A 26651-nucleotide genomic window follows, 5' to 3' on the forward strand; every position below is an offset into this window, starting at 1 on the left:
GATCTAAACGCTCGCGGGCTCGGGAAGTTTGAGGGGGTCCACCTGGATGCCGGTCCGTTTCTCGTACAGGCGTCCCAGCAGGGAGATGCTGTAGCAAATGACGAAGTACATGGCGGCGACGGTCAGGAACGTCATGATGGGGTCGCCGGTGAGGTTGGTGACAATGTTGCCCGCGTGGGTCAGTTCGACCAGCCCGGTCACCGTCACCAGCGAGGAATCCTTTACCAGGCCAATGAGGAAGCCGACGCCGGGCGGAACCATGATCCTCCTGGCCTGGGGCATGACCACAAACCGGAGCTTCGCCCCGTAGTTAAGGCCGAGGGCGTCTGCCGCTTCACTTTGTCCCCTGGGGACGGCCTCGATGCTGCCACGCACGATTTCTGCCACATACGCGGCGGCGAAGCAGGTCAGCGCGATGACGGCCGACGCGAACTTGTCCAGTTCCAGGCCGGGGAACAGCAGCGGGATCCCGAAGAAGATGAAGAAGATGATGACCAGAATCGGGATGCCGCGAACGCAGCTGATGTAGATGGTGCTGATCCACCGCGCGACCCTGCTGGGGCACGTTCTGGCGATGCCAAGGATCAGTCCAAAGATGACTCCGAGAATGCCGGACACTGCGCAGAGCTGAATGGTCAGCCATGCCCCCTTGGCCAGCGGAATGAGGTCCTGCCAATCAAAGGCCCTAAACACGTGCACCCACCGCCCACCGGAACAGCGTCGTTTCGGCCCGTTTCGAGGCCAGGGACAACAATGCGGATACGCCAAGGTAGAGCAGCCCGCCCACCGCGAGCACCTCGATGGTCCGGTACGTTGTGTTGCTGACGCTCATGATCGCGTTGGTCAGTTCGGGGAGCGAGATGATGGATCCAATCGACGAAGCCAGGAACAGCAGAATCAGCTGGTTGGTCAGTGCAGGGAAAACGTTTCGCGTGGCCGGCAGCAGGACGATGTAGCGCACGATCTGGGCGGGCTTCATGCCCAGCGCCTTGCCGGCCTCACGCAGGCCGTGGGGTACCGACTCGAACCCGGCGCGGTAAATTTCCGCCGTGTATGCGGCGTTGTTCAGGGTCAGGCCGATGACAGCGGCCCAGATGGGCTCAAGGTTGATGCCCAGCGTGGGAAGGGCGAAGTAGATCAGGTACAGCTGCACCAGCAGGGGCGTGTTGCGGATGGCCTCGATGTAGCAGGTGCAGAAGATGCTGACTGCTTTTCCGGGCCCGGCCTTCCCCAGGTACAGAAAAACGCCGAGTGCGCTTCCCGCCACCATGGCAACGAGCGTGATGTACAAAGCTGTCCAGAGCCCTTCAAGCAATAGCGGGCTGAAGGGGAGAAGGTCTCCGAAATATAAAGCCATGAGCAAAAGGGTCCTATCCGTGAACGGCGGTGTGGGTGAATGACTGCCTGTCCTCCACCCACACCGGAGAGTGCGTCCGAATACTGTTAGTGGGCGAGGAAGGGCGGAAGATCCAGCCCGAACCACTTCTGCAAGGAGGCCTCGTTCTGTCCGGAGATGGTGTAGTTCCGGATGAAGTTGTTGATGTAGTTGACCCACGTCTGGTCGCCCTGCTTGACGCCGATGGAGAACAGCGCCGGCCTGATCGGATCGCCCTTGAGCACCTGGAACGCGGCCGGCTCACTCTTCACGAGCCCGCCGATGATGGCGTTGTTTTCAATCAGCGCGTCCACCTTGCCGCTCTTGAGGGCCTGGATGGAGTCGGCCGTTGTGTTGAAGCCGGCGATCTTGGCGTTCGGGAAGGTGGCCTTGAGGATCTGCTCGCCCACACTTCCGCGGGACGTGGCCACGGATTTCCCGTCCAGATCGGCGTAGCTGCCGATCGGGCTTCCGGTGGGCACCATAAAGACGGTGGAGCTGGCGGCGTACGGCTCGGACATGTCCACCACCTGGGCGCGCGCATCCGATGCCGTGAAGGTGGCAATAACGGCGTCCGCCTTGTCGGTCTGCAGCAGCGGGATGCGGCTTTCGTTCGTGGCCGTGACGAACTCAACCTTGGCGCCCAGCGAGGCGCCGAGCGCGTTCGCGACATCAATGTCGAAGCCCTCGTGCTCGCCCGATGACGTCATGACGCCGTATCCCGGAGAGTCGGCACTGACGGCGATCTTGATCGTCTTTGTCTTGAGAATCTGTGTGAGGTGGCTGTTCGCCACGGCTCCTGTTGCGCTCCCGGCGCCGGCCGAGGCGCCCTCGGAGGAGCAGCCTCCCAGCGTGAGGGCCAACGCGATAGCAGGGACAAGAAGCAACTTCGGTGTTGCTCTGAACATGGGTGCTCTCCTGGAGATTATTGATGCGGATCGGATGCGGGGTGACGGAGTCCGGGGATCCCGGTGGTTCGCCGTCGAAGATCATATAGGAATACGCACTATCATATAGGGGATGTGACCCAGGTCAAGCCCCTCCTGAATTGCTCCCGTGCGCGCTCGCCGGTAGGGGGCTGCGCGGTGCGTCCGGACACGCCAGAGGCGCCGTCGCGTCCTGATCAATCAGGACACGACGGCGCCTCGTGGCTTCTTACTGCGACGGGGCGTTACCCCGGCGGGACGCTACTCGACGGGACGCAGGCGCACCGCCTGCATGCCGCCGTCGACCGCCAGTTCAGTGCCCGTCGTCGAACCGGCCAGCGGACTGGCCAGGTACGCAACCGCCGCTGCAACCTCTTCCGGCGTGACCAGCCGGCCGTGCGGCTGGCGGGCTTCCAGCGCCGCGCGTTCCGCTACCGGGTCATCCGCCTGGCTCAGCAGCCGGTTGATCCAGGGCGTGTCAGCCGTGCCGGGGTTGACGCAGTTGACCCGGATGCCTTCGCGGATGTGATCGGCCGCCATGCTGAACGTCAGCGCCCGGATGGCGCCCTTGCTGGCCGCGTAGAGTGCCCGGGCGGGCAGTCCGGCCGTGGCAGCGATGGAGGACGTGTTGACGATCGCGGCGGCGGAGGACTGGCGGAGATATGGCAAGGCTGCACGGCTCACCCGCACCGCGCCGATCACGTTGACGTCGAGGACGCGCTGCCACTCGTCGTCGTCGTTATCCGCAACGGTGCCCTGGGCGCCTATCCCCGCGTTGTTGACCACGACGTCGATTCCGCCGAATTCCCGGGCAACGCGTTCGACGGCGGCACGCACCGAAGCGTCATCGGCCACGTCGCATCTGATCGACAGCGCCGATTCGGACGCTGCGTCCGGGTTCAGATCCAGTACCGCCACCCTCGCTCCGCGCCGGATCAGGTGCGCCGTGGTGGCCGCTCCGATCCCGGAAGCCCCGCCGGTGACGATGGCACAGATGCCTTCAAACTCCATGGTTGGGTCTCCGTTCATGCGATGAATTCATGGCGCTGGCGCCCCAGCCCTTCAATCTCGGTTTCCACAACGTCGCCGGCCTTCAGGTACGGGAACCGCCCGGACAGCGCGACTCCTTCGGGGGTGCCGGTGCAGATGAGGTCGCCGGGCTCGAGGACCATGTACTGGCTCAGGTTCCAGACGATGGTCCCGACGTCGAAGATCATGTCCGCTGTTGATGAATCCTGGCGGACTTCGCCGTTGACCCAGCTGCGCAGCCGCAGCTTGCCGGCGTCGACCTCGTCCGGGGTGACCAGGTAGGGGCCTGTGGGGCAAAACCCCGGTGAGCTCTTGCCCTTGGACCACTGGCCGCCGGAAACGTTCAACTGGAAGTCACGCTCGGAGAGATCATCCACCACCACAAACCCGCCGATGTGGTCCCGGGCGGCTTCGGGGGAGTCCAGGTAGGAGGCGCGTTTGCCGATGATGATCCCGAGCTCCACCTCCCAGTCAGTCTTGGTGGATCCCCGGGGGATGGCCACGGCATCGTCCGGACCGCCGACGGTATTGGGCGTCTTGAGGAAGATGACCGGATGTTCAGGCGGCTGGGCGCCTGATTCCGCTGCGTGGGCAGCATAGTTCAGGCCAACGCAGACGACGGCGGACGGGCGCACCACGGGGGCGCCGTAGCGGACATCCCCGGAGGTGACATCCGGCAGCGTTCCTGCAGCCAGTGCGGCGGCGGCAGCTGCGGGGCCACCGTTGGACAGAAAGTCACCATTGATGGCAGGTGTGATGCTCTGGAGCGAGTAGTGCCGGTCCCCGTGGATCAGAACGGGTTGTTCGGCGCCCGGGGCGCCAATCTGGGCGAACTTCATGAGGCATATTCCTTACGGCTTGATTCGAGGACTTCGCGTTGGTCATGAAGATAGCCGAACAGCTGCCGCAGGCCAAACGACCATTCCGGCAGTTCTTCCGCCGCCCCCACGACGTTCACGAGGGCGCCGAGGTGGCGGCTGCGGATGGTCACGGTGTCGCCCATGTGGTGCGTGAACCCCTGTCCCGGATGGTCCCTGTCCTGGGTCGGCGCGAAGAGAGTGCCGGTGAACAGTGCAAACCCGTCCGGGTACTGGTGGTGCTTTCCAACCGTCGCGGCAACGAGCTCTTCGAACGGACGGCTGATCCGCGATACGGAATTGCGTCCCTCCAGCGAGTAGCCGTCCTGGCCTTCGACCCGCACCAGGATTTCCTCCTGGCGCAGCGTCTCCAGGGTGAAGCCGTCGTCGAACAACCGGATCAAAGGACCCAAGGCGCTGGACGCGTTGTTGTCCTTCGCCTTCCCAAGCAGCAGGGCACTCCGGCCCTCCACATCGCGGAGGTTCACGTCGTTGCCCAGGGTTGCGCCCACAACGGTGCCGGCCGAGGTGGCAATAAGCACCAGTTCCGGTTCCGGGTTGTTCCACGAGGAGAACGCAGGGATCCCGACCCCCGCGCCCAGCCCGACCGAGGAGAGCACCGGGGCCTTCGTGAAGACCTCGGGGTCCGGCCCGATCCCCACCTCCAGGTACTGTGACCAGAGCCCCTCGGCGATGAGCACCTTCTTGGCCTCGGCTGCCGCCGGGGAGCCTGGCCGGATGGAGCTGATGCTGCCGCCGAGGGCACGGCCCACCAGCTCCCGCATCTCCGCCGCCCGGCTCGCGTCTCCGCCGCAGCGTTCCTCGATGACCCGTTCGATCATGCTGTCCACAAACGTCACGCCGCAGGCCTTGATGACCTGAAGGTCCACGGGCGCCAGGAAATGCGGGCGGGCCGCGTCCTGGGTCAGGGACGCGTGGACGATCTCGCTGGTCTTCCAGCGCGGCAGCGTCATGGCGGCGCGGACGGTGGCCACAAGATCCGGCCGTTCCAGGAGTTCCGAGACGGTTCCGGCCAGATGCTGGAGGTCGAAGACGTCCTCTTCCTGGACGGCGACCACCCGTGGCCCGCCGGTTTCGACATCCCAGACGCGGCCGATCAGGAGTGCCCGCGCCGCGTCGTCCGGGAGCACCGAGGCTCCATCGAGGTCCAATGCGGCGCTCACGGCCGGACCCCGCTTCCTGCAGGTTGTCCCTGCCGGGTGGGCCGCTGCCACACGCCATCCACTCGCTGCGGAACGCGCCAGGGATTGGCGTCCTGCAGAGGTTCGGGCAGGCGCCCTTCCGGGAACGACTGGTACGCCACCGGCCGGAGGAAACGCCCGATCGCTGCCGTTCCCACAGACGTGGTGGCCGATGTTGTGGCAGGGTACGGTCCGCCGTGGTGCTGGGCGTAGCTGACCGTGACCCCCGTGGGCCAGCCGTTCCAGAGGACCCGGCCGCTGATGTCCGTCAGCCGTGCGGCGAGTTCAGATACATCATCATCCGGCTCCGTCTGGAGCGTGGTGGTCAGCTGTCCCTCCAGAAGCCCCGTGAGTTCCAGGAGTTCCGATTGGTCGCCGTATTCCACCACCAGGCTGGCGGGCCCGAACATTTCCTGCCTCAGAATTGACGGATCGCTGCGGACGGCCGCGGATGTCGTCTGGAGCACGGTTGGCGCCGGTGCCTCGTCGAAGTCTCCTTCCACAAGGACGTCCACGCCGGTGGTGCCCCGCAGATCCTGCACAGACTGCCGGTAGCCCTCATGCAACCGCGGGCTCAACAGCCTTGCGGCGGCAAAGTCCGCCAGCGCGGCGCTGAGAACCTGCCGGACGCCGTCGGCTTGTCCGCCCGGAACAAACAGCAACCCCGGCTTGGTGCAGAACTGGCCCATTCCCATAGTGAATGAAGCGGCGTATCCGCTGAGGATTTCGTCGCGCCGCGCCGCCCAGGCGTTCTCGGTGACGAACACGGCGTTGATGCCGCCCAGTTCGCCGAAGAAGGGAATCGGTTCGGGCCGGGCGGCGGCACGGTTGAACAGTGCCCGGCCGCCCGCCGTCGAACCCGTGAACCCGATCGCCTTCACCGCAGGATGGTCCACCAGGGCCTCCGCGGCAGGCCGGCCGGTGACGAGCGAGAACAGTCCGGAAGGTGCCCCGGCGGCATCCAATGCGGCGATGACCGTCTCGGCGGTGCGGAGCGCGAGGTTCCGGTGCCCGTCGTGTGCCTTGTGCACCACGGCGCAGCCGGCGGCCAGCGCCGAGGCGCTGTCGCCCCCCATCACGCTGAAGGCGAAGGGAAAGTTGGAGGCTCCGAAGACGCCCACGACGCCGATGGGCACGTTGAGCCGGCGCAGGTCCGGCCGCGGGCCCATGCCCCAGTCCGCGTCCACATGGTCGATGGTGGCGTCGAAGTGCTCACCATCGCGGACCTCCGTGGCGAAGAGCCTGAGCTGGAAGACCGTGCGTTTCAGCTCGCCCCGGAGCCGTGGCTCGCCCAGGTGGGTTTCCTGGGCGGCGAGTTCCACCAGCGCATCGGCGTCGTTCTCCAGTGCGGCTGCTATCGCTTCCAGCCAGGATGCTCGGGTGCCGGGGTCCGCGGCACGGCCCTTTTCGAAGGCGGCGTGGGCGGCGTCGACACTCGTGTTGAGGTCATGGACCGTGGTTGTCATCGGAGCGCACCGGCTCCCGTCACGGAGGCGCCGGTAACCGCGGCGCGGTCGCCCACTTCGAGCCATCCGGCCCCGGCGGGGAACTCCCAGCGGGCCCGCGAGGCGCTGAGCATTTCGGCGCCGGTGCCCGGGAGTTCCGGGGCGGCATAGCGGCCGTTGACGATGCGGACCGGCTCGGCGAAGTGCTCGTGCAGGTGGTCAACGTACTCGATCATCCGGCCGTCCTGGCTGCCGGTGATGGCCGCGTAGTCGAAGAAGGAGAAGTGCTGGACGAGTTCGCACAGCCCCACGCCGCCGGCGTGCGGGCAAACCGGTACGTTGAAGCGGGCCGCGAGCAGGAGGTTGGCGATGTTCTCGTTCACGCCGCCCACGCGGGTGGAATCCAGCTGGAGAACGTCGATGGAACCGGCCTGCAGCAGCTGCTTGAACACGATGCGGCTGGCGACGGCCTCGCCGGTGGCGACACGGACAGGGGCAACGCCCTTCCGGATCTCCGCGTGGCCCAGGATGTCGTCCGTGCTGGTGGGTTCTTCGATCCAGTACGGGTTGAACTCGGAGAGCTGGTTGACCCACTCGATGGCCTCGGACACTTCCCACCGCTGGTTGGCGTCGATGGCGATCGGGAGGTCACCCACGGCCTGGCGGGCCAGGGCCATGCGGCGGCGGTCGTCATTGATGTCGCCGCCCACCTTCAGCTTGATCATGGAGAAGCCGTCCGCGGCGGCTTCCCTGCTCAGCCGGACGAGCTTCTCGTCGCTGTAGCCCAGCCAGCCCGGCGAGGTGGTGTAGGCGGGGTAGCCGTCCACCTTCAGGGCGGCGATCCGGGCGGCTTTTCCCTCTTCGCCGGCCCGCAGGATGTCCAGCGCCTGCTGGGGGTTCAGCGCGTCCCGGATGTGTGTGAAATCAACGACGTCGACGATTTCTTCGGCGGGCATCTCGCTGAGCAGGAGCCACAGGGGCTTGTTCTCGCGCCTGGCGCGGATGTCCCAGATTGCGCTGACGAGGGCCCCGGCCGCCATCTGCGTGACGCCCTTCTCCGGGCCGAGCCAGCGCAGCTGGGAATCGTGGATGAGCCGCTTCGACGCGCCACCGAGGTCGTAGATCAGTTCATCGATGTCCCGGCCCAGGAGCAGGCCGGCGTACGCGTCAATGGCGTGGGTGAGGATTTCGTTGCCGCGTCCGCAGGTGAAAACAAAGCCGTGGCCTTCGTCGCCCGCGTCGGTGCGGATGACGACGTATGCAGCGGAGTAGTCCGGGTCAACGTTGACCGCGTCGGAACCGTCGAGCTCCAGGGACGTGGGGAACCGCACGTCTTGGGTGTGGATGGAAATGATGGAGGTCATGGGTTTCTTCTCTCTCTGGTCAATTCAATTCGTGGACACGATTCCTATATGAATTCTCATAATCATATAGGAACGGTGATGCAGATCAAGTGCCGGTGAAAAAAGAAGCCCCGGCCAGCAGGCCGGAGCTTCGATTTCAGTTGACGATATGCCTTCTTGGGGGTCCATCGCTCTCCAGTGGGGAGAGGTCGGCCTTGCCTTCGAAGGCCTTGGCGAACCGGGCGAAGGAATTCCTGATGTGCTCGGCCATCGCCTCCTCGGCGCGGTCGGGCAGGCAGGCGGCGATGGCCTCCCGCACGGTGGCGTGCTCGGCGATGGTGATGGCGCCGTCGATGTCCGCCGGGTAGAGGCGGAAGGTGTGCAGGTGACAGTGGGTCTGGGCGAAGGCGTGCTGGACCACCGTGTTCCCCGCTGCCAGCAGGATGGTGTCGTGGAAGCGGGTGTCATGGGCCACTAGGTCCTGCCGGGCGTCGCCGCTGGTGGTCTTCATGGAAGTGCGGATGGCCGACAGTTCCTTCTCCAGGGCCTCGGCGGGGTTGGCGAGGCGGTCCACGGCCGCGGACCGGGCGGCCCACGGTTCCACCAGCAGCCGGAACTCAAAGAGCGATCGCAGCGCGGGCAGGTCCAGCAGCGGCGTGGTGCTGTATCCTCGGCCGGGACTGTAGACCACCAGGTTGTCACCCTCCAGCCGTTGCAGAACTTCGCGGACCGGCGTCTGTGAGACGCCTAGGCTGCGGGAGACCGCATCAATATTGATCCGTGCGCCGGGTGCAATTTCGCCTTTGAGGATGGAGGCCCGCATGGCGGCGTAGACGTCACTGACGGCTGCCTTGCCTTTGGATGCATCGGATGATTGACGTGTGGGCACGCGGTTACCTCTTTGTGCTGGTTGGTGGAGTCGCTGTGGGAATCATATTGCACGGGTGGGAGCGGCCGGGGCGGGGCGTTTTCTGCCAAAAGTTGCTCTGGATCACATTAACTATATGATTATTCCGATTCCTACATGATTTTACGCCGTAAATCTCGGCGTCTTCCCCCGGTGTCCAGGCACCCGAAAGCCACCTTTACGTCAAAGGAGACGGTATGACTGTCCTAGGCAGCAGGCTCGCCCCCAATTCTTCCCCCGATCTTCCCTCCAAGGCTCCCCGCACCATGACCCGCAAGCGCTGGGTCATCATCTGGCTCGCTTTCGTGGGGCTCAGCATTAACTACCTTGACCGCTCCAGCCTCAGCGTGGCCCTGCCGTTCATGGGTAAGGATTTTGAGCTCTCGGCCACCCAGCAGGGTCTCATCTTCGCCGCCTTCTTTTGGGCGTATGACTTCTGCCAGCTGGCTGCCGGGTGGTACGTCGACAAGGTTGGGCCCCGAAAATCCTTCACCCTGGCGGCCGTTTGGTGGTCCGTCTTCACGATGCTCACTGCCTTCGCGCAGAATTTCTGGTCGCTGTTCGCCACGCGGTTCCTGCTCGGTGTCGGTGAAAGCCCGGCCCCCAGCACCGCCGCCAAAGTGGTGGCCACCTGGTTCCCGGTCCGCGAACGGGCCTTTGCCACCAGCATCTGGGATTCAGGCTCCCGTGTGGGTGCGGTCATCGCGCTGCCGATCGTCACGTTGATCGTCGCCTTCACGTCCTGGCACGCGGTCTTCATCATCATCGGCGTGGCCGGCCTTATCTGGGCTGTCGTGTGGTGGAAGATGTACCGCAGCCCCGAGGATCACCCCACGGCCAATGACGAGGAGCGGGCCTACATCCGGGAAGGCGGTGCCCGGAGCGCAGCGAACGACGACGCCGACGCAGCGAAGCTTCCCTGGCGCTCACTCTTCAAGTACCGCACCATCCTCAGCATGATGTTCGGCTTCTTCTGCCTGAACAGCGCCATCTATTTCTTCATCACCTTCTTCCCGAGCTACCTCGTGAAGGAACGCGGCTTCGACCTGCTCAAACTCGGCCTCTTCGGTGCCATCCCGGGCATCTGCGCGGTGGCCTTCGGCTGGCTGGCCGGCTACGTTGCCGACAGGGCCGTCCAGCGCGGCGTCTCTGTAACGCGGGTCCGCAAGACCGCCATCTCCGGCGGCCTGATCGGCGGCTCGGTCATCATGTTCGCCGCACTTGCACCGGAGGCATGGATGGCACTTGCCCTCCTGTCGGTGGCTTACTCCAGCCTCACCGTAGCCGCTACCGGCATCTGGTCACTCCCTGCGGACGTTGCCCCGAGCTCCCGCCACGTGGGATCCATTGGCGGGCTCCAGAACTTCGCCTCCAACCTGGCAGGCATCTTCACGCCGGTCCTGATCGGTGTCCTGGTGGACCAGACAGGATCCTACGTGGCGCCGCTCGCGGTCATCGGATTGGTTTCGCTGGCCGGTGCAGCGAACTACCTGTTCGTCCTGGGCAAGGTCGAGCCACTGAAGGTTCCCGCTTCCGCCGCGGCGTAGACGAGCGGCACCAAACGCAAGCGGACGACGGCGGGAGGTCCCGCCGTCGTCCGCTTCTCCTGTTTAGCGAAGCGTCGCGTTGTCCCTTAGTTGATTGAGGGCGACGCGCTCAGGTAGCTCTTCACGCTGGCGCGAAGAGCTTCGGTGTGCTGGTAGATCTCCTCGAGGGAGGCAATAGGGACGCGGGTTTCTTCCTTGTTGTCGTCGAAGATCCCGATGTATTTCTGCGTCCGGTTGAAATGCAGGCGCGCGATCGGTTTGCGGTTGTTATCGTCCAGCAGCACGGCGAAGTAGGACTTGGCATCGCGCTGGACTACGCGGGCGGGCTTGACCTCGCTGCAGACGATGGCGCGGACGATCTGGTAGCCCTCGATCTCCTCGAGTGTCGTCTCCAGGGCGTCAGCTTCGGCAAGGTCGGCTTCGGCCACGGGTGCGCTCGTGACACTTGCGGCCGCGTCGTCAGTCTGCGGGAAACCGGGGGCGCCGAGGGCTTTCTTCAGCCGCTCGTTCACCTGGTCGTTGAGGAACTGCTTGGACGCTTTGGTCACCAGGGCCGTGAACTGTTCACGCACTTTCTGCGTGTACGGGCCGGGATAGACGCGGCCAGTGAGGAATTTGATCCATTCGTCCTCCGGTTCCTTGAACTGCGCTGCCAGGGTCCGTTTCAACTCGCCGATGTACTTCAGTTCACCGGCGGCGTTGATGATCGAGTCGAGGTCAAAGACGTCCTTGGACAGCTTCTGCAGCTCAGGGATCAGGGACTCGTCGATGTCGGTGAGGTCCAGGACCAGGAAGGGTTTCGCGTCCATCCGGTTCGGAGCATCGAGGTCCGTGAAGAACTGGTACACCTCGCCATTGGTGAGGATCGCGATGCGCGCGTTCGTCACGGCGAAGTAGCGGAAGAGCTGCGACGCGTGCTCGATTTTCACTGGCTCCGTGGACTTCTTGCACTCGATGAGGATCTGGACTTCGCCATCCTTGACGATTGCGTAGTCGATCTTCTCGCCCTTTTTCAGGCCGACATCCGCGATGAATTCGGGCACGACCTCCATTGGATTGAAGACGTCGTAGCCAAGAATTGTTGAAATGAAGGGCATCACAAACGCATTTTTTGTTGCCTCTTCGGTCTGGATTACTCCTCGCTGCTGGCGCACCTTTGCTGCCAAAGCCGAGAGCTTTTCTGCAAACTCCATTTTTCCCCCTTGAAAAACCGATGGTGCTGCTTACCGTAGCGCAGGAACGTCAGAACTCAATGGACCCGAGCCAACCGCTTGCCAACCAAGGTGTTCCTCGCGTTAGCAAGCCTGTGGAGTTCAGCTCGCCGGGGTGAGCAGGCGGCGTCTACCCGGGTTGAGGCGTTGAGATCCCGCTCAGGACGCCAATGTAGTCCAGCGTTTTGGGACTGACATGCCGCACGAGGGCAAGGGCTTCCCGAAGAGCGGCACCCTTGGCGTGGTCCCCGAGCGTGCCGCGGAGTTCCGTTACCGTTTCGATGCCCTCACGCTCGAACACGCGCGTGATGTCCTCTATCTGGGCCAGCCGGCCCGGCGACGGCCAGTCGATGACTTCCGAGAGCTTCCCCGTATCGAGGTGCCGCCGGAATCCACTGGTTGTGGCGGCATCGGGCCATGCTTCAACCAGGGCAACAACGCGCGGCTTGACGGTTTCGTTGTAGTTCTGCCGGCGCTGCAGTGTGGCATCGACAATGATGGCCCCGATGTGGTCCCATGCACGGCTGGCTTCGATCGAGGCGTCTGTGCCGTGTGAGTCCGTTAGCGCCGGAGTGTTGGCAGCATCATTATCGATAGTCATACCGGAATTCTTCCACGTGCCGCGCGACGGCGGAACGTCGCCGCCCGTCGCGGCGACCGGCGGCGTTCCGGGGCTTTGTTATAAAGAACGGCATAAGTGGATGCTTATGACTTCTGCGACTCTCGATCGGGCATCAGGGTCCCCCTGTACCGCCAGATCAAACAGATCCTGATCGACGAAATGCGCGCCGGGGCGGGTACGGACGGCCTCGCAATGACTGACGAAGCGCTCATCACGCGCGTCCACGTCAGCTGTGCTCCCGTGCGCCAGGCGCTTAAGGAGCTCGTCGACGAGGGCTACGTGTACCGGGAACGGGCCTAGGGAACCTTCCCCGTGCAGGGCCTGGACATGCAACGGCCCGCGACCCTGCAGCTCGGCGGCCTCATGGGTTACCTGCGCGAGCAGGGGCTGTCGCCCGACGCCACAGTGCACGGGGTAAACCGTGTGGTTCCGCCCGCCGAAGTGCGTAAGAGCCTGGGCTGAGCGCTTCGGGAAAGGTTCTCACCTGTAGCCGCGTCATCGCAGTGAAGGACGAAAAACTGGTCAGCTCACGGGTTTTCCTGTGCAGCCCGCCGGATTTCGAGCCCACAAGCCATGAGCTTGAGGACTCGGGCTCCGCGTTCGAGCTCCTCGAACGAAGGTGCGGCATCGACCTCACCCGCTCGGAGCACCACGTGTGGCATCCGGGGCAAAAGGGGACGACGCCGGCGCCCTGGATCTGAGCGAGGGGGAGCCGATCCTCGTAGTTGAGACTCTCCTGCTCACCCGTGACGGCCGCCCGGGCGGATGGCGCCGGGCCATCCACCGCGCCGATGACTTCAAGTACGTCTTCGCGTCCAACCGATAGTCTCTGGTGGTTGAGCTTGTCATCGAGACCTGGTTTCGACAAGCTCAACCACCGACCACCGAGCAGACCGTCGTTCAGAGGAGTCTCACATCAGTAGTACACCTCAGGCAGGGTCCCACGAAGTCACGTCCCCGCCCGGTCGGTCTTCCAGACCATACGGGAAGGCTCCGGTGGGAGCCGACGAGTCCTTCACCGGACAACATCACAGGGGATGCGTCGGTTTGATTGCAGGTTTGACCCCCACCGGAAGCCCGCCATCATCTTCACTGTTTGAGTGAAATCAAACATGGAACATGCCCGCCAACGGCGAGATCCACACCGACCCCGGCGCCGACTGCTTCCTCAGGCACGATCCTGAACAGGCAAGGAGCAGAGCCGTCCGCCAACTGACCCTCGGCTACGAGGGACCCGTCCGGGGCGCCGAATGTGAGGACTTCGAACTGTGACGTTGACGAGGCGTTCGTCAACGTCGATCCGGGTGACCGGCTGGTCACCGCACGGCTGTGGTTCCGGACACGGCATCGAGATCGATGCCTCGGGTTTCAGGGAGGCCGAAGGTGGCGAGCAGGCTCACCAGGCTTACTCCAGCGAGAAGCAAGCCGATGGAGTAACTCCCCAGACTGGCACCAAGCGACGCCGCTACCAGCGGGGTGATGCCACCGCCCACCAGCGCTCCGAGGTTGTAGGCCATTCCGGCGCCTGTGTAACGGTAGCGGGTGGCGAAGAGCTCCGGCAGGAACGCACCGACAGGACCGTAGACTCCGGCGACGATGAGAAGCGTGCCCGACAGTCCGATTGCGAATGACCAGGTCGTGCCGATGTCAAGGATCGGAAAGAGCAGGAGCGCCCAGGGGATCGCCACGATGCAGGAAGTGACGATCACAATTCGGCGGCCGATCCGATCCGAAAGGACGGCGCTCACCAAAGTGCCGGCTGCAAAGAACATTGCGCCGACAATTCCAAGAAAGAGGATGGTTGGCCGGCTATGGCCCAGGCCCGCGGGGTTGGTGCCGTAGCTGCTGAGGAAGGCCGTGCCGATGTAGAAGAAGGCGAAGAGCATCATGGTGGAGGCCCCGCCCAGGAGGATCTGGCGCGGTTGGTTGCGCACCGACTCCCACACCGGCAGCTTGCGCGGAGCCATAGAGACGACGCCCGCCTCGCGGTCCGCCTTGAAGACCGGGGTCTCTTCGATCTTGAGGCGGATGTAGAGACCGATGATGACAAGTGCAGCGCTGGCGATGAACGGAATGCGCCAGCCGAAAGTTAGGAAGGCCTCCGACTTGTCGCCCAGCGTCAGGTTGATGATCAGGAAGGTCGCGCTTGCGAGGGCGAAGCCGAGCGAGGGGCCCAGCTGCGGGAAGGCCGCGAAGAGGCCCCGGCGCTTGGGCGGGGCGTACTCAGCGGCGAGGAGCGCCGCTCCGGCCCATTCGCCGCCGACGGCGAATCCTTGAAGGAAACGGAGAACAACGAGGATGATTGGTGCGGCAACGCCGATCACACTGGCGTCGGGAAGCAGCCCTATCGTGACCGTGGCGGCGCCCATGATCAGCAGCGTGCTGACGAGCGTCTTCTTGCGCCCCAGCCTGTCCCCGAAGTGGCCGAACAGGACGGCCCCGAGGGGGCGCGAGACGAAGGCGACGGCGAAGGTCCCGAAGGCGGCGAGGGTACCGGCGGCCGGGCCGAGCGCCGGGAAGAACACCTGAGGGAAGACGAGGGCCGCTGCAGTGCCGTAGATGAGGAAGTCATAAAACTCGATGATGCTGCCCATCGAGCTGGCGACGGCGATCCGGGCCATCGAGGTGCGGCGCGGGCCCGTCCGGGCCGCGATTGTTGCGGTGCTTTCGATCATGCGATATCTCCTTTGACATCGGTCCTCGAGACGATATTGTGTCGACGCGAAGATGTCATCGTGTCAGCGTGGAGCGTTCGCCACTACCTCCCGATGGAGGTGCTTTCGCGCGCGGCGGGTCAGGGCAAGAGGCGGAGCCTGCGCGCGACCACGACGGCCTCCGTACGGCTGTGCACATCCAGCTTCGCCATGATCGACTGCATGTAGCTCTTCACCGTGACCGCCTTGAGCGACAGCCGTTTTCCGGCTTCGGCATAGGAACAGCCGAGCGCCACCTGGGCGAGCACATCCGTCTCCCGCCGCGTGAAGCGCGGTGAACCGGCCGGCGCGCCGCCGGATCCCTCGAGCCGTGCCGTCACGGCGAGGATGCGCCGGGCAAGCTCGGGATCATCCGTGATGCGTGCCACGGAGAGCAGTTCGGCATGCGCAAGCCGGACGGCCTCGACGAGGTCACGGTCCGGTGGCTCCGCGGCCACGCTGTCGACGACCCGGAGAATCGAGACCCGATGGTCGACCTCGTCGCGAATCGTCAGCTCCCGCGAGATCCTCGAGGCGCCGGCGCTAAGTTCGTTGACCACCCACTCGCCGATCGACGTGCGCTCGCGCGTCGCCGCATAGAGGATGCACCGGGCATGGCCGCCCACGAGGATCGGGAGCGCGACCATCGTCCGTAGTCCCTCGATGCGCACGGCTTCGTCATGATGATGAGTGATGCGGTCGGAGTCTAGGTAATCGGCGACCCCGATGGGGCGCGCCTGGGAGAGGGCCCTGCCCCCGACTCCCTCGCCGGGCTGCACGCTGAGGTTCTTCAGGCCGTGTGTCATGGTGCCGAAGAACTCTGTGATGGTGAGCTCGGTGCGGTTCACGAGGCCTGCGAAGAACACACCGGTGCCGGTCCGGGCAGCGGTCTCCCGGATCGCTCGCTTCAGCAGGTCGCGATCACTCGGTCGGTACACGTCGTTGTCACGGCCAATCATAGGGTCCTTCCCCAGGTCGGAGGACACAGCCGGTTGATGTCAGCCGCTTTTCCGGAACGGTGGCGGGGCGCGGGTCTCGGTTAGGCGGAGCGTCCGTCGAGTTCGCTTTGGATGCGGCGCGCGATCTCTGCGGTGGGTGTCGAGCGGGAAAAGACGGCCACTACCAGGTCATCCTCGGCTGGCTTGGATGCCGGGTCCCCCGGTGGCAGCACCCCGAAGATGCGGCGCACCGCCTGGAGTTCGTGTTCCAGATTCTGGAGGGAGCCACGGGGGGAATCCAGCATCATTTCGCGCAGCACATAGTTATGAGTTGATGTGACTGCGGCGGCGAACCGGATGGCATCCAGCGTTGATATGCCTGGCAGAGCGCGGCGGAGATAGTCCGAGAAAAGCCGTTCATAGCGGGAGACCATGATCGTTTCCCGGTCCCGGAGCGCGGGCACCGCCTGCACGACGTGGTAGCGCTTCTGGGCCAGTTTCCGGTGTTCGGAAAATTTCACGAAGACCAGCTCCGCGGCCTGGCACACAGCCTCCCACGGATCGGGATGGCTCGCTGCCAGGTAGACCGTCAGCTCAGCGAGCAGGGCTTCGTGGTCCGCAAAGATCACGTCTTCCTTGGCGCGGAACTGACGGAAGAAGGTGCTGCGGGAGATTCCGGCAGCGAGGGCGATGTCGTCCACGCTGGTCGGGTCGTAGCCATTGTCGGTGAACAGATCCAGCGCGGCCTCGGCCACGCCGGAACGGAAATTAGCCACTGATGCCATCCCGGTACAGTAGCAGCGCGTCACCCTGTCCGCCGCCGCCACAGAGCGCGACGGCGGATTTGCCGCTGCCGCGCCGCATCAGCTCATGGACGGCCGAGACGACCAGCCGCGCTCCGGAGGCGCCGATCGGATGTCCAATGGCGATGGCCCCGCCGTTGACGTTCACCTTGTCCAAACCGAGCCCCAGGGTCGCTGCGGAGTGCGCCACCACCGAGGCGAAGGCCTCGTTGATCTCCACGAAGTCAAGGTCCCCGGCCGTCCAGCCGGCGCGGGCCAGGGCCGCCGTGATTGCCTGTGCCGGCTTGTCCGGGAGCGTTGTGTCCGGCCCGGCGATCTGCCCGGCGGGCCCGACGACGGCCAGCACCTCGAGCCCGTGGGCATCGGCGTATCCGCGGGTCACCAGCACGACGGCGGCGGCGCCGTCGCTCAGCGGCGAAGCATTTCCGGCCGTGACTGTTCCCGCCGCGGTGAAGGCCGGTTTCAGCCCGGCCAGCACCTCCTGCGTGGATTGCGGACGGACGCCCTCGTCATCGCTTACCAGCACGGACGCGCCGCGCTTCTGCGGCACCGAAACAGGGGCAATTTCGGCGCTGAATCTTCCCTCGGCCCGGGCCGCGGCCGCCCGCTGGTGGGACAGCGCCGCGATATTGTCCTGCGCTTCGCGGGAGAGCTGAAGCTCCGCGTTGGCGCGGTCCGTGGCAATCCCCATGAGCTCGTGGTCAAAGGCATCCGTGAGCCCATCATGGCCGGCCGAATCCACGGCCGTGATGCCGCCGTAGAGGTAACCGGCGCGCGAGCCGGTGAGCAGGTGCGGTGCCTGGCTCATGGATTCCTGGCCGCCGGCGACCACTACGTCCGCCTCGCCCAATTTGAGCAGCCTGACGCCCTGGATGATGGCACTCAGCCCGGAGAGGCAGACCTTGTTCACGGTGACGGCGGGGGCGCTGAGCGGTATTCCTGCCGCGACGGCGCTTTGGCGCGCGGGGTTCTGGCCCGCGCCGGCCGTCAGGACCTGGCCCACGATGACCGCGTCGACGGCCGCTGGCCCGATCCCGGAGCGCTCCAGGGCCGCGGCGATGGCCGCGGCGCCAAGCTGCACAGCGCTCCTTGAAGCCAGCTGCCCCATCAGTTTTCCCTGAGGGGTGCGGGCCGCGCCCACAACAACTATGTCCTGGCTACTCATTTGGTGGGTTCCTTGCTGAGGGCTGGGGCGCTGAGGTCCAGGGCGCGTAGCCGCGACTTCAGGACCTTGCCGGTGGAGTTGTGCGGGAGTTCGTCGGGGAAGAGGATCCGGTCCGGAACCTTAAATCCTGAGAGCAGGCCCTTGACGTGCAAGCGGATCTCCTCGGCCGTGACTGAGCTGGTGCTGCTGCGGATGACAAAGGCAACCGGCCGTTCGCCCCATTTTTCGTTCGGGACGCCGATCACGGCGACATTCAGTACCGCGGGGTGGCTGATGATGGCTTGCTCGACCTCAATGGTGGAGATGTTTTCGCCGCCGGAGATGATGATGTCCTTGGCCCGGTCCTTGAGCTGGATATAACCGTCCGGATGCATGACGCCGAGGTCCCCGGTGTGGAACCAGCCGCCGCGGAAGGCATCGGCCGTGGCCTCTGGATCCTTGAAGTAGCCGAGCATCACGTTGTTGCCGCGCAGCACGATCTCGCCCAGGGTCGCGCCGTCGGCCGGGACATCGTTCATGTCCAGGTCCACGATGCGTGCCGTCTCGGCCTGCAGCATCCCCACCCCCTGGCGGGAGATCTTGACGGCCCTGTCCTGGGTGGAAAGATCATCCCACTCGGCCTGGTACTCGCAGATGGTGTAGGGCCCGTAAACCTCGGTCAGGCCGTAGACGTGGACCACGCTGATCCCGATGGACTCCAGTGAGGTGATGATGGCGGGCGACGGCGGCGCGCCCGCCGTCGTGATCCGCAGCGGGGCCTTCAGCTCGTGGGCCTGGGGTGCGTCGGCAATGATGCTGCACACCGTGGGGGCGCCGCAGAGGTTGGTGACGCCGAGAGTGTCGATGGCGTCCCAGACCGTGTCCGCGCGCACAGCGCGCAGGCAGACGTGGACGCCCGCCACCGCCGTCACGGCCCAGGTGGTGCACCAGCCGTTGCAGTGGAACATCGGAAGCGTCCAGAGGTAGCGCGTGGCGCCGGTGAACTGATTGTGGATGGTTTCCCCGAGCGAGTTCAGGTACGCCCCGCGGTGTGAGTACAGCACGCCCTTGGGCTTGCCGGTGGTGCCGGAGGTGTAGTTGAGGGTGATGGGGGTGCGTTCGTCCTGGACACCCCACGGAAGATCCGTGTCCCCACATCCCGGTGCGGCGAGGAAGTCTACATACTGCGTCGTGGCCACGCCCGCCGGGACCTCCGGATAGCTGATGGTGCTGTCCGGCACTTCGACGACCTCGGCCAGCTGCGTCAGCTCCAGGTCGAGTCCGGCCACGGTGCCCAGGAGCTCGGAATCGGCAAACAGCAGCCTGGCTTCGGAATGCTCCAGGATGTACTGAAGCTCCCGGGCGGTCATCCGCGAGTTCAGGGCCACCAGGACGCCCCCGGCGAGGGGGACGGCATAGTGGGCAATCAGCAGTTCCGGCACGTTGGGGCACAGGAACGCGACCCGATCCCCGGGCTGGATCCTGCTCTTGATCACCTTGGCAAGCCGCTGGGCTTCGGCAGCGAAGTCCCGGTAGGTGTAGGAGCGCTCACCGTGGATGATTGCCGTCTTTTGCCCGAATACCTCAGCGGAGCGTTGCAGGAACCGCAGAGGGCTTAGCGGGGTTTCATTGGGGAGCTCAATTGTGGTCATGGCGAATCCTTAGGCGAAGGCGCTTTGTCCGGTGACATCGCGGCCTATCAATAGGGTCTGAATGCTTTGCGTGCCTTCATAGGTGTGGATGGATTCGATGTCCAGCAGGTGCCGGATCACGTGGTTTTCCAGCAGGATGCCATTGCCGCCGAGCATGTCACGGGCAATGGAGGCCAGCTCGCGGGCCTTGCGCGTGTTGTGGTATTTCGCCATCGAGGCCTGGGTGGGGCGCATCTGGCCGGCCGTATCAAGGGCCGCCAGGTGGAAGCAATGCAGCTGCATGCTGGTCAGTTCGGAGAGCATGTAGGCCAGCCGGTCCTGGACCAGCTGGAACTTGGCCAGTGGCTTGCCGAACTGTGTCCGTTGCTTGGCGTAGTTCAGCGCGGCTTCGTAGACGGCGGTGGCGTGGCCGAGGGCGGACCAGGCCACGCCCAGGCGCGTGGCAACCAGGACCTCGGAAGCGTCCTTGAAAGTGCGCGTTCCGGGGAGCAGATTGGCCTTGGGAATGCGGACGTTGTTGAGCTTGATCCGGGCCTGGTGGATCGCGCGCAGCGAGGCCTTTCCGGTGATGGTCTCGGCGTCGTAGCCCTCCCGGTCCTGTTCCACCAGGAAACCGCGGACGTTGCCGGCGTCATCGCGTGCCCAGACCACGGTGATATCTCCGACGGAGCCGTTGCCGATCCACTTCTTCTCGCCGTTGAGGACGTAGTCCTCCCCGTCGAGCGTGGCGGTTGTTTCCAGTGCCACGGAATCCGAGCCGTGGTCGGGTTCCGTCAGGGCGAAGGCGCCGAGCTTTTGGCCGCGGGCCAGCGGACCCAGCCAGGCCTGGCGCTGGGCTTCGGAGCCGAAAAGGGCAATCGAACGCAGCGCCAGGCCGCCCTGGACTGCGATCACGGTACCCAGCGAACCGTCCCCGCGGGAGACCTCCATGTTGACCAGGCCGGCGGCCAGGGGCGACATCGGCTCCAGGCCCTGGACCTCGATCCCATCGGCCAGCAGGTTCAGATCGCCCATGCGCTTGGCCAGGTGGGCCGGGAACTCGGCGCGTTCCCAGTAGTCGTTCATCTGCGGCAAGGCCTCTCCGGTGAAGGTCCGGGCACGCCTCCATGCTTCGCGGTCGGGTGTGGGAATGTTCGCGAAGACGGCGTAGTAGTCCGTGTCCAGTGGTTCAGCGACGTCATAGTCGGGCATGTTCATGCATCCTTATGGGGGAGTTGGTGAAGAACGGCGTGGATCATAGCGGAGGTTGTTCGGGCCGGTAACGCGCCAAGCTAGTCGGCGAATCCGGAGCCGGGATGGAAGTTCCTTCCCCAGACGCGCCGGGAGGCGCCGCTTTGGTCAAGCAGCGGTGTCAGGCCCCCCAGATGGCGCGGGAAATTGGCGCCGAGGAGCATGCACAGGTCGATGTCCGCCGGACCGGACACCACCTTTTCGGCCAGCATCAGGCCCACCTCCTCTGCCAGGGCATCAAGGATCCGTATCTTGATGGCATCGCTGTCACTGTCGACGTCGGCAGCCGGCAGCAAACCGGCCGCCTCGGGAAGCACTGTGCCGGACTTGTCCAGGTAGCCGCGCAGCCGGGCATCCGCAATGGCGGCCAGGCTTGGGCTGACATAAAAACGGTCAGGGTAGGCGGCGTGCATGGTCTCGCAGATGTGCAGCTGGACCTCGGGCCCGATGAAACCCAGCAGGGTCAACGGAGTCATGGGCAGCCCCAGCGGGTCGAGGGCATGGTCGGCCAGTTCAATATCCGCGCCGTTATCAATGAGCTGCAGCAGCTCGCAGAACAGCCGGGTCAGGATGCGGTTCACTACAAAGCCCGGCGTGTCCGCAACCAGGACCGCAGTCTTGCCCAGCAGCCGGGCGAGCGAACAAGCGGTGGCGAGGCTGACGTCGTCGCTGTTCCCGGTCCTGATGATTTCCACGAGCGGCAGCACAGCCACCGGATTGAAGAAATGCAGTCCCACCACGCGTTCCGGATGGGCCAGGCCCTGCCCCATCGCCGTCACCGACAGGGACGAAGTATTTGTCAGCAGCAGCGCATCAGCGCGCAACAACGGCTCGAGCTCCGCGAAGACGGCGCGTTTGACGTTCAGCTCCTCGAAGACTGCTTCGATGACCACGTCGCAGTTCGCGTACTCACGCTTGTCCACCGTTCCGCGGATGAGAATGCCAAGCTCCCGCGCTGCTGTCTCGTTGAGTTCCCCACGGCTCACCAGCTTCTCGAGGTGTGCGGTGATCCAGGCCAGTGCGCCATCCACCTTTGCCTGGGACAGGTCCGTGATCAGGACGGGAACGCCAAGCTGCCGGGCAAAGACCATGGCGAGTTGGCTGGCCATCAGCCCGGCCCCGACCACTCCAACGCTGCGGACGGGGCGCGGTGCTGCGCCAGGAGCGCCCACCGGCCGCTGCCGCTCCGTGTCCAGCAGCGCCGTGGCATACGCGCCGGCCGATTTCTTGGGAGTAGTGCAGGCATCTCCGCCAGCGCCCGCGGGCGGGCCAGTTTCTACGACAGTGTCAGGAATCACAACACAGTTATACCGTGAACCTCAGTATCACGTCAATAGAAACTAAGTTTCAACCGGTGGGCAGTCGCTTGCTGCGCACCCGAGTGGAGCCGCCTTTGAATCGAGACAAACTTGGGCGTCATGAATCCTGAAATGTTCGCCTCCGGGGTCCAAGGACTTCTAGCAGGTCGGAGAGATAAGAGCCTGGGCCTGAGCGCTTCGGAAGAGGTTCTCACCTTCACCCGCGTCATCGCAGTGAAGGACGAAAAACTCTTCAGCTCACGGGTTTTCCTGTGCAGCCCGCCGGATTTCGAACCGACAAGCCATGAGCTTGAAGAGTCGGGCTCCGCGTTCGAGCTCCTCGAACGAAGGTACGGCATCGACCTCACCCGCTCGGAGCACCACGTGTGGCATCCGGGGCAAAAGGGAACGACGCCGGCGCCCTGGACCTGAGCGAGGGGGAGCCGATCCTCGTAGTTGAGACGCTCCTGCTCACCCGTGACGGCCGCCCCGGCGGATGGCGCCGGGCCATCCACCGCGCCGATGACTTCAAGTACGTCTTCGCGTCCAACCGATAGCCGGCTGGGTTTCGACAGACTCAACCACCGGGGCAGGCTCGACCATGTCCTTGGAACTGGTGGACGCGCAGGACCACGTTGCCCCGCTTGCGTCCGGTGTCCACGAAGCGATGGGCCTCGACGACGTCGGTGAGGTTGTAGGTCCGGTCGATGACTGCCTGATACTTGCCTTCCTCCGCCAGGCCCACGAGGTAAGCGACGTCGTCGGCGGTGTACTTGAGCTTGAGGCTGCCGGCCGTAACCAGCTTCCCGCTTCGGCGGCTCTGGCCCCGTGCCTGAAGCAGGCCTTTGAGGTCGGCGATGACCAGGAGGAGGGCTCCGCCCGGTTTGATGGACCCTTCCACCCTGTCGAACGGAGCGTTGCCGACGCAGTCCATGACGACGTCGTACTTCTGGTTCCCGTCGGTGAAATCCTGCGTGGTGTAGTCGACGGTGTTGTCCGCACCGAGCGATTCGACCAGCTCCCTGTTCGCGCCGCTGCACACGGCGGTGACGTGGGCGCCCAGGTGTTTGGCCAGCTGTATGGCTGCCGTTCCCACCGCACCCGACGCGCCGTTGATCAGGATGGCATCTCCGGGCTTGATGGCTGCCAGGCCCAGGAAATTCCTGGCGGTCAGTCCGCCGAAAATCAGTGTCACAGCCTGCTCGAAGCTCATGTTCCGGGGTTTGGCTGCGATGGGCCCGTCAGCCGGAACCGACACGTACTCTGCATGCCCGCCGAATGTGGCGCCGAGCATCGCAATAACTTCGTCGCCGGGCTGGAAGGCGGTGACGTCCTGGCCGACGGACTCGATTACACCGGCAACGTCCATGCCGAGGACCCGTGTCCGGGGGCGGAAAACGCCGAGGGCCAGCGCCGTCAATGCCTCCAGTCCCTTGGGCACCTTGCGGCTGCGGGCGCGGTAGTCGGGCGGCGCTGAGAGTACTGGCCATTACCTTGATGAGCACTTCTCCGGGCTGCGGTGACGGCTGTGAGATCTCCTCGACGCTGACTACGTCCGGCCCGCCGAACCGGCGGTACGTGGCGGCCTTCACAGGGAGGCTCCGGCAGCGGCTGTGGCAACCGGGATCGGGTGCTGCGGGCGGCCGTCTCCCTCGCTGACGAGGTGGGGATCGGCCCGCTCAGCATGCGCCGCCTCGCCCAGGAACTCGACGTTGTGCCCATGTCGCTCTACAAGCACGTAGCTAACAAGGAAGAACTCCTCGACGGCATGGTGGAGGTCATTATTGGCGAGATTGATCCTCCCGCGGATGATGCTGACTGGAAGAGTGCCGTGCGGCTGCGCGTGCTCTCGGCGAGGCGCGTACTCCGGCGCCATGGGTGGGCCCGGCCCGTCCTGGAAAGCCGCACCAACACGACCCCCGCCGTCCTGGGCTACATGGACTCGTTCATTGGTATGTTCCTCGCCAGGGGTTTTTCGGTGGATCTCACCCACCACGTGATGCACGCCATCGGCAGCCGGATGTGGGGTTTCACGCAGGAGCTGTTCGACTCAACAGTCAGCCGGTCCGGCGAAGTGCAGGCTGAAATGGCACCGGAAGTCCAGGCGGCCATGTTCCAGGAGATGTCCGTCCGTTACCCGAATGTCCTCCAGGAGGCAACGGCTGCCAACCACGACGACTCGGTGGTGGGCCGTGGCTGCGATGACCAGTTTGAATTCGAGTTCGCCCTGGACCTCCTCCTCGACGGCATAGAACGGCTCCACCGGCGGGACTGGACGTCCAAGGCCGCGCGGCTCGAGCGGGGATAAACGCAAGCGGACGACGGCGGGACCTCCCGCCGTCGTTTCCTCATACACGCGGCCGCTGAACCCGTCCCGCGGCCGCGTGATGGCCGCAGGTATCATCGGAACACCCGTCCCCCGGAGAGTGGAGTTACCCATGCAGCTCGGCGCCTTTTCTATCAGCCTCACCGTCAAGGACATCGCGGCGTCAGCTGCGTTCTACGAGAAACTGGGCTTCGCGAGTTTCGGCGGCGATATCACCCAGAACTGGCTGATCCTCAAGAACGGCGAGACGGTCATCGGCCTCTTCCAGGGGATGTTTGAGAAGAACATGCTGACGTTCAACCCGGGCTGGAGCCAGAACGCGGAAGCGCTGGACTCCTTCACCGATGTGCGCGACCTCCAGCGGGAACTCAAGGCCCAGGGCGCGGAGTTCGTTTCCGAAGCGGACGGGGCGACCACCGGTCCGGGGAGCTTTATTGTTGTGGATCCGGACGGCAACCCGGTGCTCGTGGATCAGCACGTCTGACCTGCCAGCGGCTCACTTCAACTAAGGCGACGTCTAACTAAGGCAGTCGAGACGCCCGCAACAGCGTGGCCTCGCCGGCGCGCCCGGGCTCAAGCGGCACCGGGCTGACCAGCACCGCCGGCCCGCGGTGCAGGACACCGTCGGAAACTACCCGGCACCGCACGCCGCCCCGCCCGCGCATTGCTTTGTGCGCGCCAGGGGCGAGCATCTCATCCATCCAGGCGCAGGGGTGGGCGGGCCGCCCGGCCGTGAGCCGCACCAGGTCGCCCTGGGATTCCAGGACGAAGTCGTATCCCAGCAACGGCGCCAGGTGGGCGCCTCGGAGGACAATGTTGCGCCGGGTCAGGAGCGGGTTAAGCGGTGCCGTTCCGAGCTCCGCGGCGATGGCCTCGAGGGACTCGATGGCGAACACTGTGACCGCAGCGTCCATGTGCGCAGCCTTGCCGAAAAACCGATCACCGACGATGCCCTTGCCCGCCACGAACTCCACTCGCCCGGCATCCGTGGTGGGGACGTCCGCGGCACCCTCGCGGGCGCGGCCGAAGTAGGCGTGCGCTGGCGAGACCAGCAGATGCAGGACCTCCACGTCATACCGGTAGGTATCCGTCATGCCACCAAACTACCGCGGCCCGGTGCCGGCTGGTCGGCACCGTGGGGAGCGGCCCCAAACGCAAAGCGGACGACGGCGGGAGGTTCCGCCGTCGTCCGCTCGCGTTACTGCTACGCGGGCAGATCGCGCCTTTCGTGTGTCTGCCCATAGGGGACGTCGAGGCTGACGGCCACGGTGTAATTGGTGTAGCTGTGTTGTGTGACCAGGATGCCGTGGCGGCTTTCCCTCATGGCGTGTTCGCGGGCCATTTCCACGGCGGTGTTGAGGTCGTTTTCGACCGTGTCAGGATCGTGGGCTGTGATTGCCAGGACGAGGTCAGAGTGGCGCTTGATCATGGTGGTAGTCTCTTTCTCGGCGGGATCCCGGGACTCTGGGTGGGCACAGGCTTCCGGGGCCGGGCGCGCCCGGGGAGACGGAAAGCGGTGGTTCCAGAGGGGTTGCCCGGCATTCTCTGATGGGGGCGGCGGCCGGCCGAATTATCCGGCGGGCTGGATCGGCGGAAGCAATTGTTCCTGCGGATCTGTAGTCAGTCTGCATGAATCGGTGGTCCGGCGCAATACGACGGGGTCTGGCCTGATCTCCAGCCCGGTCCTACAATCGGGGGATGGGCGCGGCCGGTGCAGGCACCCCCGGGCACGCCCTCGGGGGAAGCCATTAACCATGTCCCGAGTGGTGCCGGTAAGGATGTGCATGAAATGCCGAATATCCAAGGGCTCATCAGTTCCCTCGCGCCGGACGCACTGGCAGCACTTCAGGAACGCGGCCCGGACCAGCAGCTGGACCGCGATATGCTCGACGCTCTTGACACGGCCGCCGGCGGTTCGGGCGAAGGCCGGGGCTACTACATAGTCCGTGGGAATCTCACGCCCTTGGAAGGCCGGCAGTATTTCCTTCGGGACGACGTCATCGCCGCGATCTGGGCACCCTCGGGTCCGGAAGGCATCATGCGGGCGGACGCCTAAAGGCCACAACCAAACACACAACAGAAGCGGACGACGGCGGAGGGCCC

The 26651-nt window shown here is 64.9% G+C and carries 31 protein-coding genes; 10 read left to right on the forward strand and 21 right to left on the reverse strand.

The window, feature by feature from the left end; genetic code table 11:
* Positions 1 to 3: 3 nt before the first annotated feature.
* From AC50YA_RS13440 to AC50YA_RS13480, 9 genes are all read right to left on the reverse strand, one after another.
* Positions 4 to 693, reverse strand: coding sequence for an amino acid ABC transporter permease (locus tag AC50YA_RS13440; protein ID WP_494982767.1), 690 nt, complete (start codon positions 691 to 693; stop codon positions 4 to 6).
* The gene (locus AC50YA_RS13445; RefSeq protein WP_494982768.1) at positions 686 to 1357 is read right to left on the reverse strand and encodes an amino acid ABC transporter permease; all 672 of its coding nucleotides are present in this window, start codon (positions 1355 to 1357) and stop codon (positions 686 to 688) included. The genes AC50YA_RS13440 and AC50YA_RS13445 overlap by 8 nt, the downstream gene beginning before the upstream one ends.
* 86 nt (positions 1358 to 1443) lie before the next feature.
* Positions 1444 to 2283 (reverse strand): transporter substrate-binding domain-containing protein, encoded by an 840-nt coding sequence (locus AC50YA_RS13450; RefSeq protein ID WP_494982769.1) that lies wholly within the window; start codon positions 2281 to 2283, stop codon positions 1444 to 1446.
* 279 nt (positions 2284 to 2562) lie between these two features.
* Positions 2563 to 3330, reverse strand: a complete 768-nt coding sequence (locus AC50YA_RS13455; protein WP_494982770.1) for an SDR family NAD(P)-dependent oxidoreductase — start codon at positions 3328 to 3330, stop codon at positions 2563 to 2565.
* Entirely contained in the window at positions 3327 to 4169 is an 843-nt protein-coding gene (locus AC50YA_RS13460; protein WP_494982771.1) for a fumarylacetoacetate hydrolase family protein, read from the reverse strand. The genes AC50YA_RS13455 and AC50YA_RS13460 overlap by 4 nt, the downstream gene beginning before the upstream one ends.
* Entirely contained in the window at positions 4166 to 5371 is a 1206-nt protein-coding gene (locus AC50YA_RS13465) for a fumarylacetoacetate hydrolase family protein (protein WP_494982772.1), read from the reverse strand. Before AC50YA_RS13465 ends, AC50YA_RS13460 begins: the two co-directional genes overlap by 4 nt.
* A complete protein-coding gene (locus AC50YA_RS13470) occupies positions 5368 to 6855 on the reverse strand; it encodes an aldehyde dehydrogenase (NADP(+)) (protein WP_494982773.1) in 1488 nt (495 codons plus the stop codon). Before AC50YA_RS13470 ends, AC50YA_RS13465 begins: the two co-directional genes overlap by 4 nt.
* Positions 6852 to 8198 carry an enolase C-terminal domain-like protein gene (locus AC50YA_RS13475; RefSeq protein WP_494982774.1) on the reverse strand — a complete coding sequence of 449 codons (1347 nt, stop codon included), beginning with the start codon at positions 8196 to 8198 and terminating at the stop codon, positions 6852 to 6854. The genes AC50YA_RS13470 and AC50YA_RS13475 overlap by 4 nt, the downstream gene beginning before the upstream one ends.
* Positions 8199 to 8334: 136 nt before the next feature.
* Complete coding sequence (locus AC50YA_RS13480) at positions 8335 to 9066, reverse strand: GntR family transcriptional regulator (RefSeq protein WP_494982775.1); 732 nt, start codon at positions 9064 to 9066, stop codon at positions 8335 to 8337.
* Between the two features lie 215 nt (positions 9067 to 9281).
* On the opposite strand from AC50YA_RS13480, the gene AC50YA_RS13485 reads away from it, so the two are divergent.
* A complete protein-coding gene (locus AC50YA_RS13485; RefSeq protein WP_494982776.1) occupies positions 9282 to 10631 on the forward strand; it encodes an MFS transporter in 1350 nt (449 codons plus the stop codon).
* An 86-nt stretch (positions 10632 to 10717) separates the two neighbouring features.
* Here AC50YA_RS13485 and AC50YA_RS13490 read toward each other — a convergent pair whose 3' ends face one another.
* Both AC50YA_RS13490 and AC50YA_RS13495 read right to left on the reverse strand, forming a co-directional pair.
* A complete protein-coding gene (locus tag AC50YA_RS13490) occupies positions 10718 to 11824 on the reverse strand; it encodes a type I restriction endonuclease (protein ID WP_494982777.1) in 1107 nt (368 codons plus the stop codon).
* A gap of 148 nt (positions 11825 to 11972) precedes the next feature.
* Positions 11973 to 12443 (reverse strand): hypothetical protein, encoded by a 471-nt coding sequence (locus AC50YA_RS13495; RefSeq protein WP_494982778.1) that lies wholly within the window; start codon positions 12441 to 12443, stop codon positions 11973 to 11975.
* A gap of 96 nt (positions 12444 to 12539) precedes the next feature.
* Between AC50YA_RS13495 and AC50YA_RS13500 the strand changes: the two genes are divergently transcribed.
* The 4 genes from AC50YA_RS13500 (at position 12540) to AC50YA_RS13515 (ending at position 13736) form a co-directional block, all read left to right on the forward strand.
* Positions 12540 to 12764, forward strand: coding sequence for a GntR family transcriptional regulator (locus tag AC50YA_RS13500; RefSeq protein ID WP_494982779.1), 225 nt, complete (start codon positions 12540 to 12542; stop codon positions 12762 to 12764).
* Between the two features lie 27 nt (positions 12765 to 12791).
* A complete protein-coding gene (locus AC50YA_RS13505; protein ID WP_494982780.1) occupies positions 12792 to 12926 on the forward strand; it encodes a hypothetical protein in 135 nt (44 codons plus the stop codon).
* A 193-nt stretch (positions 12927 to 13119) separates the two neighbouring features.
* Positions 13120 to 13290, forward strand: coding sequence for a UTRA domain-containing protein (locus AC50YA_RS13510; RefSeq protein WP_494982781.1), 171 nt, complete (start codon positions 13120 to 13122; stop codon positions 13288 to 13290).
* A 293-nt stretch (positions 13291 to 13583) separates the two neighbouring features.
* Positions 13584 to 13736 (forward strand): hypothetical protein, encoded by a 153-nt coding sequence (locus AC50YA_RS13515; RefSeq protein WP_494982782.1) that lies wholly within the window; start codon positions 13584 to 13586, stop codon positions 13734 to 13736.
* 44 nt (positions 13737 to 13780) lie between these two features.
* Here AC50YA_RS13515 and AC50YA_RS13520 read toward each other — a convergent pair whose 3' ends face one another.
* From AC50YA_RS13520 to AC50YA_RS13550, 7 genes are all read right to left on the reverse strand, one after another.
* Positions 13781 to 15139: an MFS transporter gene (locus AC50YA_RS13520; protein WP_494982783.1), complete on the reverse strand. Its 1359-nt coding sequence runs from the start codon at positions 15137 to 15139 to the stop codon at positions 13781 to 13783.
* 119 nt (positions 15140 to 15258) lie between these two features.
* On the reverse strand, positions 15259 to 16116 hold the full coding sequence (locus AC50YA_RS13525) for a helix-turn-helix transcriptional regulator (RefSeq protein ID WP_494982784.1): 858 nt from the start codon (positions 16114 to 16116) through the stop codon (positions 15259 to 15261).
* An 80-nt stretch (positions 16117 to 16196) separates the two neighbouring features.
* Positions 16197 to 16880, reverse strand: a complete 684-nt coding sequence (locus AC50YA_RS13530; RefSeq protein ID WP_494982785.1) for a TetR/AcrR family transcriptional regulator — start codon at positions 16878 to 16880, stop codon at positions 16197 to 16199.
* Positions 16864 to 18063, reverse strand: a complete 1200-nt coding sequence (locus AC50YA_RS13535; RefSeq protein ID WP_494982786.1) for an acetyl-CoA C-acyltransferase — start codon at positions 18061 to 18063, stop codon at positions 16864 to 16866. The genes AC50YA_RS13530 and AC50YA_RS13535 overlap by 17 nt, the downstream gene beginning before the upstream one ends.
* A complete protein-coding gene (locus AC50YA_RS13540; RefSeq protein WP_494982787.1) occupies positions 18060 to 19694 on the reverse strand; it encodes an AMP-binding protein in 1635 nt (544 codons plus the stop codon). Before AC50YA_RS13540 ends, AC50YA_RS13535 begins: the two co-directional genes overlap by 4 nt.
* Before the next feature lie 9 nt (positions 19695 to 19703).
* Complete coding sequence (locus tag AC50YA_RS13545; protein ID WP_494982788.1) at positions 19704 to 20891, reverse strand: acyl-CoA dehydrogenase family protein; 1188 nt, start codon at positions 20889 to 20891, stop codon at positions 19704 to 19706.
* A gap of 74 nt (positions 20892 to 20965) precedes the next feature.
* Positions 20966 to 22222 (reverse strand): 3-hydroxyacyl-CoA dehydrogenase family protein, encoded by a 1257-nt coding sequence (locus tag AC50YA_RS13550; RefSeq protein ID WP_494982789.1) that lies wholly within the window; start codon positions 22220 to 22222, stop codon positions 20966 to 20968.
* Positions 22223 to 22342: 120 nt separating this feature from the next.
* Here AC50YA_RS13550 and AC50YA_RS13555 point away from each other — a divergent pair, with 120 nt between their 5' ends.
* The gene (locus AC50YA_RS13555) at positions 22343 to 22654 is read left to right on the forward strand and encodes a UTRA domain-containing protein (RefSeq protein WP_494982790.1); all 312 of its coding nucleotides are present in this window, start codon (positions 22343 to 22345) and stop codon (positions 22652 to 22654) included.
* Positions 22609 to 22779: a UTRA domain-containing protein gene (locus tag AC50YA_RS13560; protein ID WP_494982791.1), complete on the forward strand. Its 171-nt coding sequence runs from the start codon at positions 22609 to 22611 to the stop codon at positions 22777 to 22779. The genes AC50YA_RS13555 and AC50YA_RS13560 overlap by 46 nt, the downstream gene beginning before the upstream one ends.
* Before the next feature lie 20 nt (positions 22780 to 22799).
* Here the strand turns inward: AC50YA_RS13560 and AC50YA_RS13565 are convergent, their stop codons facing one another.
* A complete protein-coding gene (locus AC50YA_RS13565) occupies positions 22800 to 23663 on the reverse strand; it encodes an NAD(P)-dependent alcohol dehydrogenase (RefSeq protein WP_494982792.1) in 864 nt (287 codons plus the stop codon).
* A gap of 189 nt (positions 23664 to 23852) precedes the next feature.
* On the opposite strand from AC50YA_RS13565, the gene AC50YA_RS13570 reads away from it, so the two are divergent.
* Positions 23853 to 24530 carry a TetR/AcrR family transcriptional regulator gene (locus tag AC50YA_RS13570; protein ID WP_494982793.1) on the forward strand — a complete coding sequence of 226 codons (678 nt, stop codon included), beginning with the start codon at positions 23853 to 23855 and terminating at the stop codon, positions 24528 to 24530.
* Positions 24531 to 24660: 130 nt separating this feature from the next.
* Positions 24661 to 25032 (forward strand): VOC family protein, encoded by a 372-nt coding sequence (locus AC50YA_RS13575; RefSeq protein ID WP_494982794.1) that lies wholly within the window; start codon positions 24661 to 24663, stop codon positions 25030 to 25032.
* A gap of 37 nt (positions 25033 to 25069) precedes the next feature.
* Here the strand turns inward: AC50YA_RS13575 and AC50YA_RS13580 are convergent, their stop codons facing one another.
* Together AC50YA_RS13580 and AC50YA_RS13585 are read right to left on the reverse strand one after the other, a co-directional pair.
* Positions 25070 to 25642: an MOSC domain-containing protein gene (locus tag AC50YA_RS13580; RefSeq protein WP_494982795.1), complete on the reverse strand. Its 573-nt coding sequence runs from the start codon at positions 25640 to 25642 to the stop codon at positions 25070 to 25072.
* 110 nt (positions 25643 to 25752) lie between these two features.
* Complete coding sequence (locus AC50YA_RS13585) at positions 25753 to 25977, reverse strand: hypothetical protein (RefSeq protein WP_494982796.1); 225 nt, start codon at positions 25975 to 25977, stop codon at positions 25753 to 25755.
* A 360-nt stretch (positions 25978 to 26337) separates the two neighbouring features.
* Here AC50YA_RS13585 and AC50YA_RS13590 point away from each other — a divergent pair, with 360 nt between their 5' ends.
* Entirely contained in the window at positions 26338 to 26604 is a 267-nt protein-coding gene (locus AC50YA_RS13590) for a hypothetical protein (protein ID WP_494982797.1), read from the forward strand.
* The last annotated feature ends 47 nt before the right edge of the window (positions 26605 to 26651 follow it).

Source organism: Pseudarthrobacter sp. RHLT3-21, assembly GCF_059383495.1.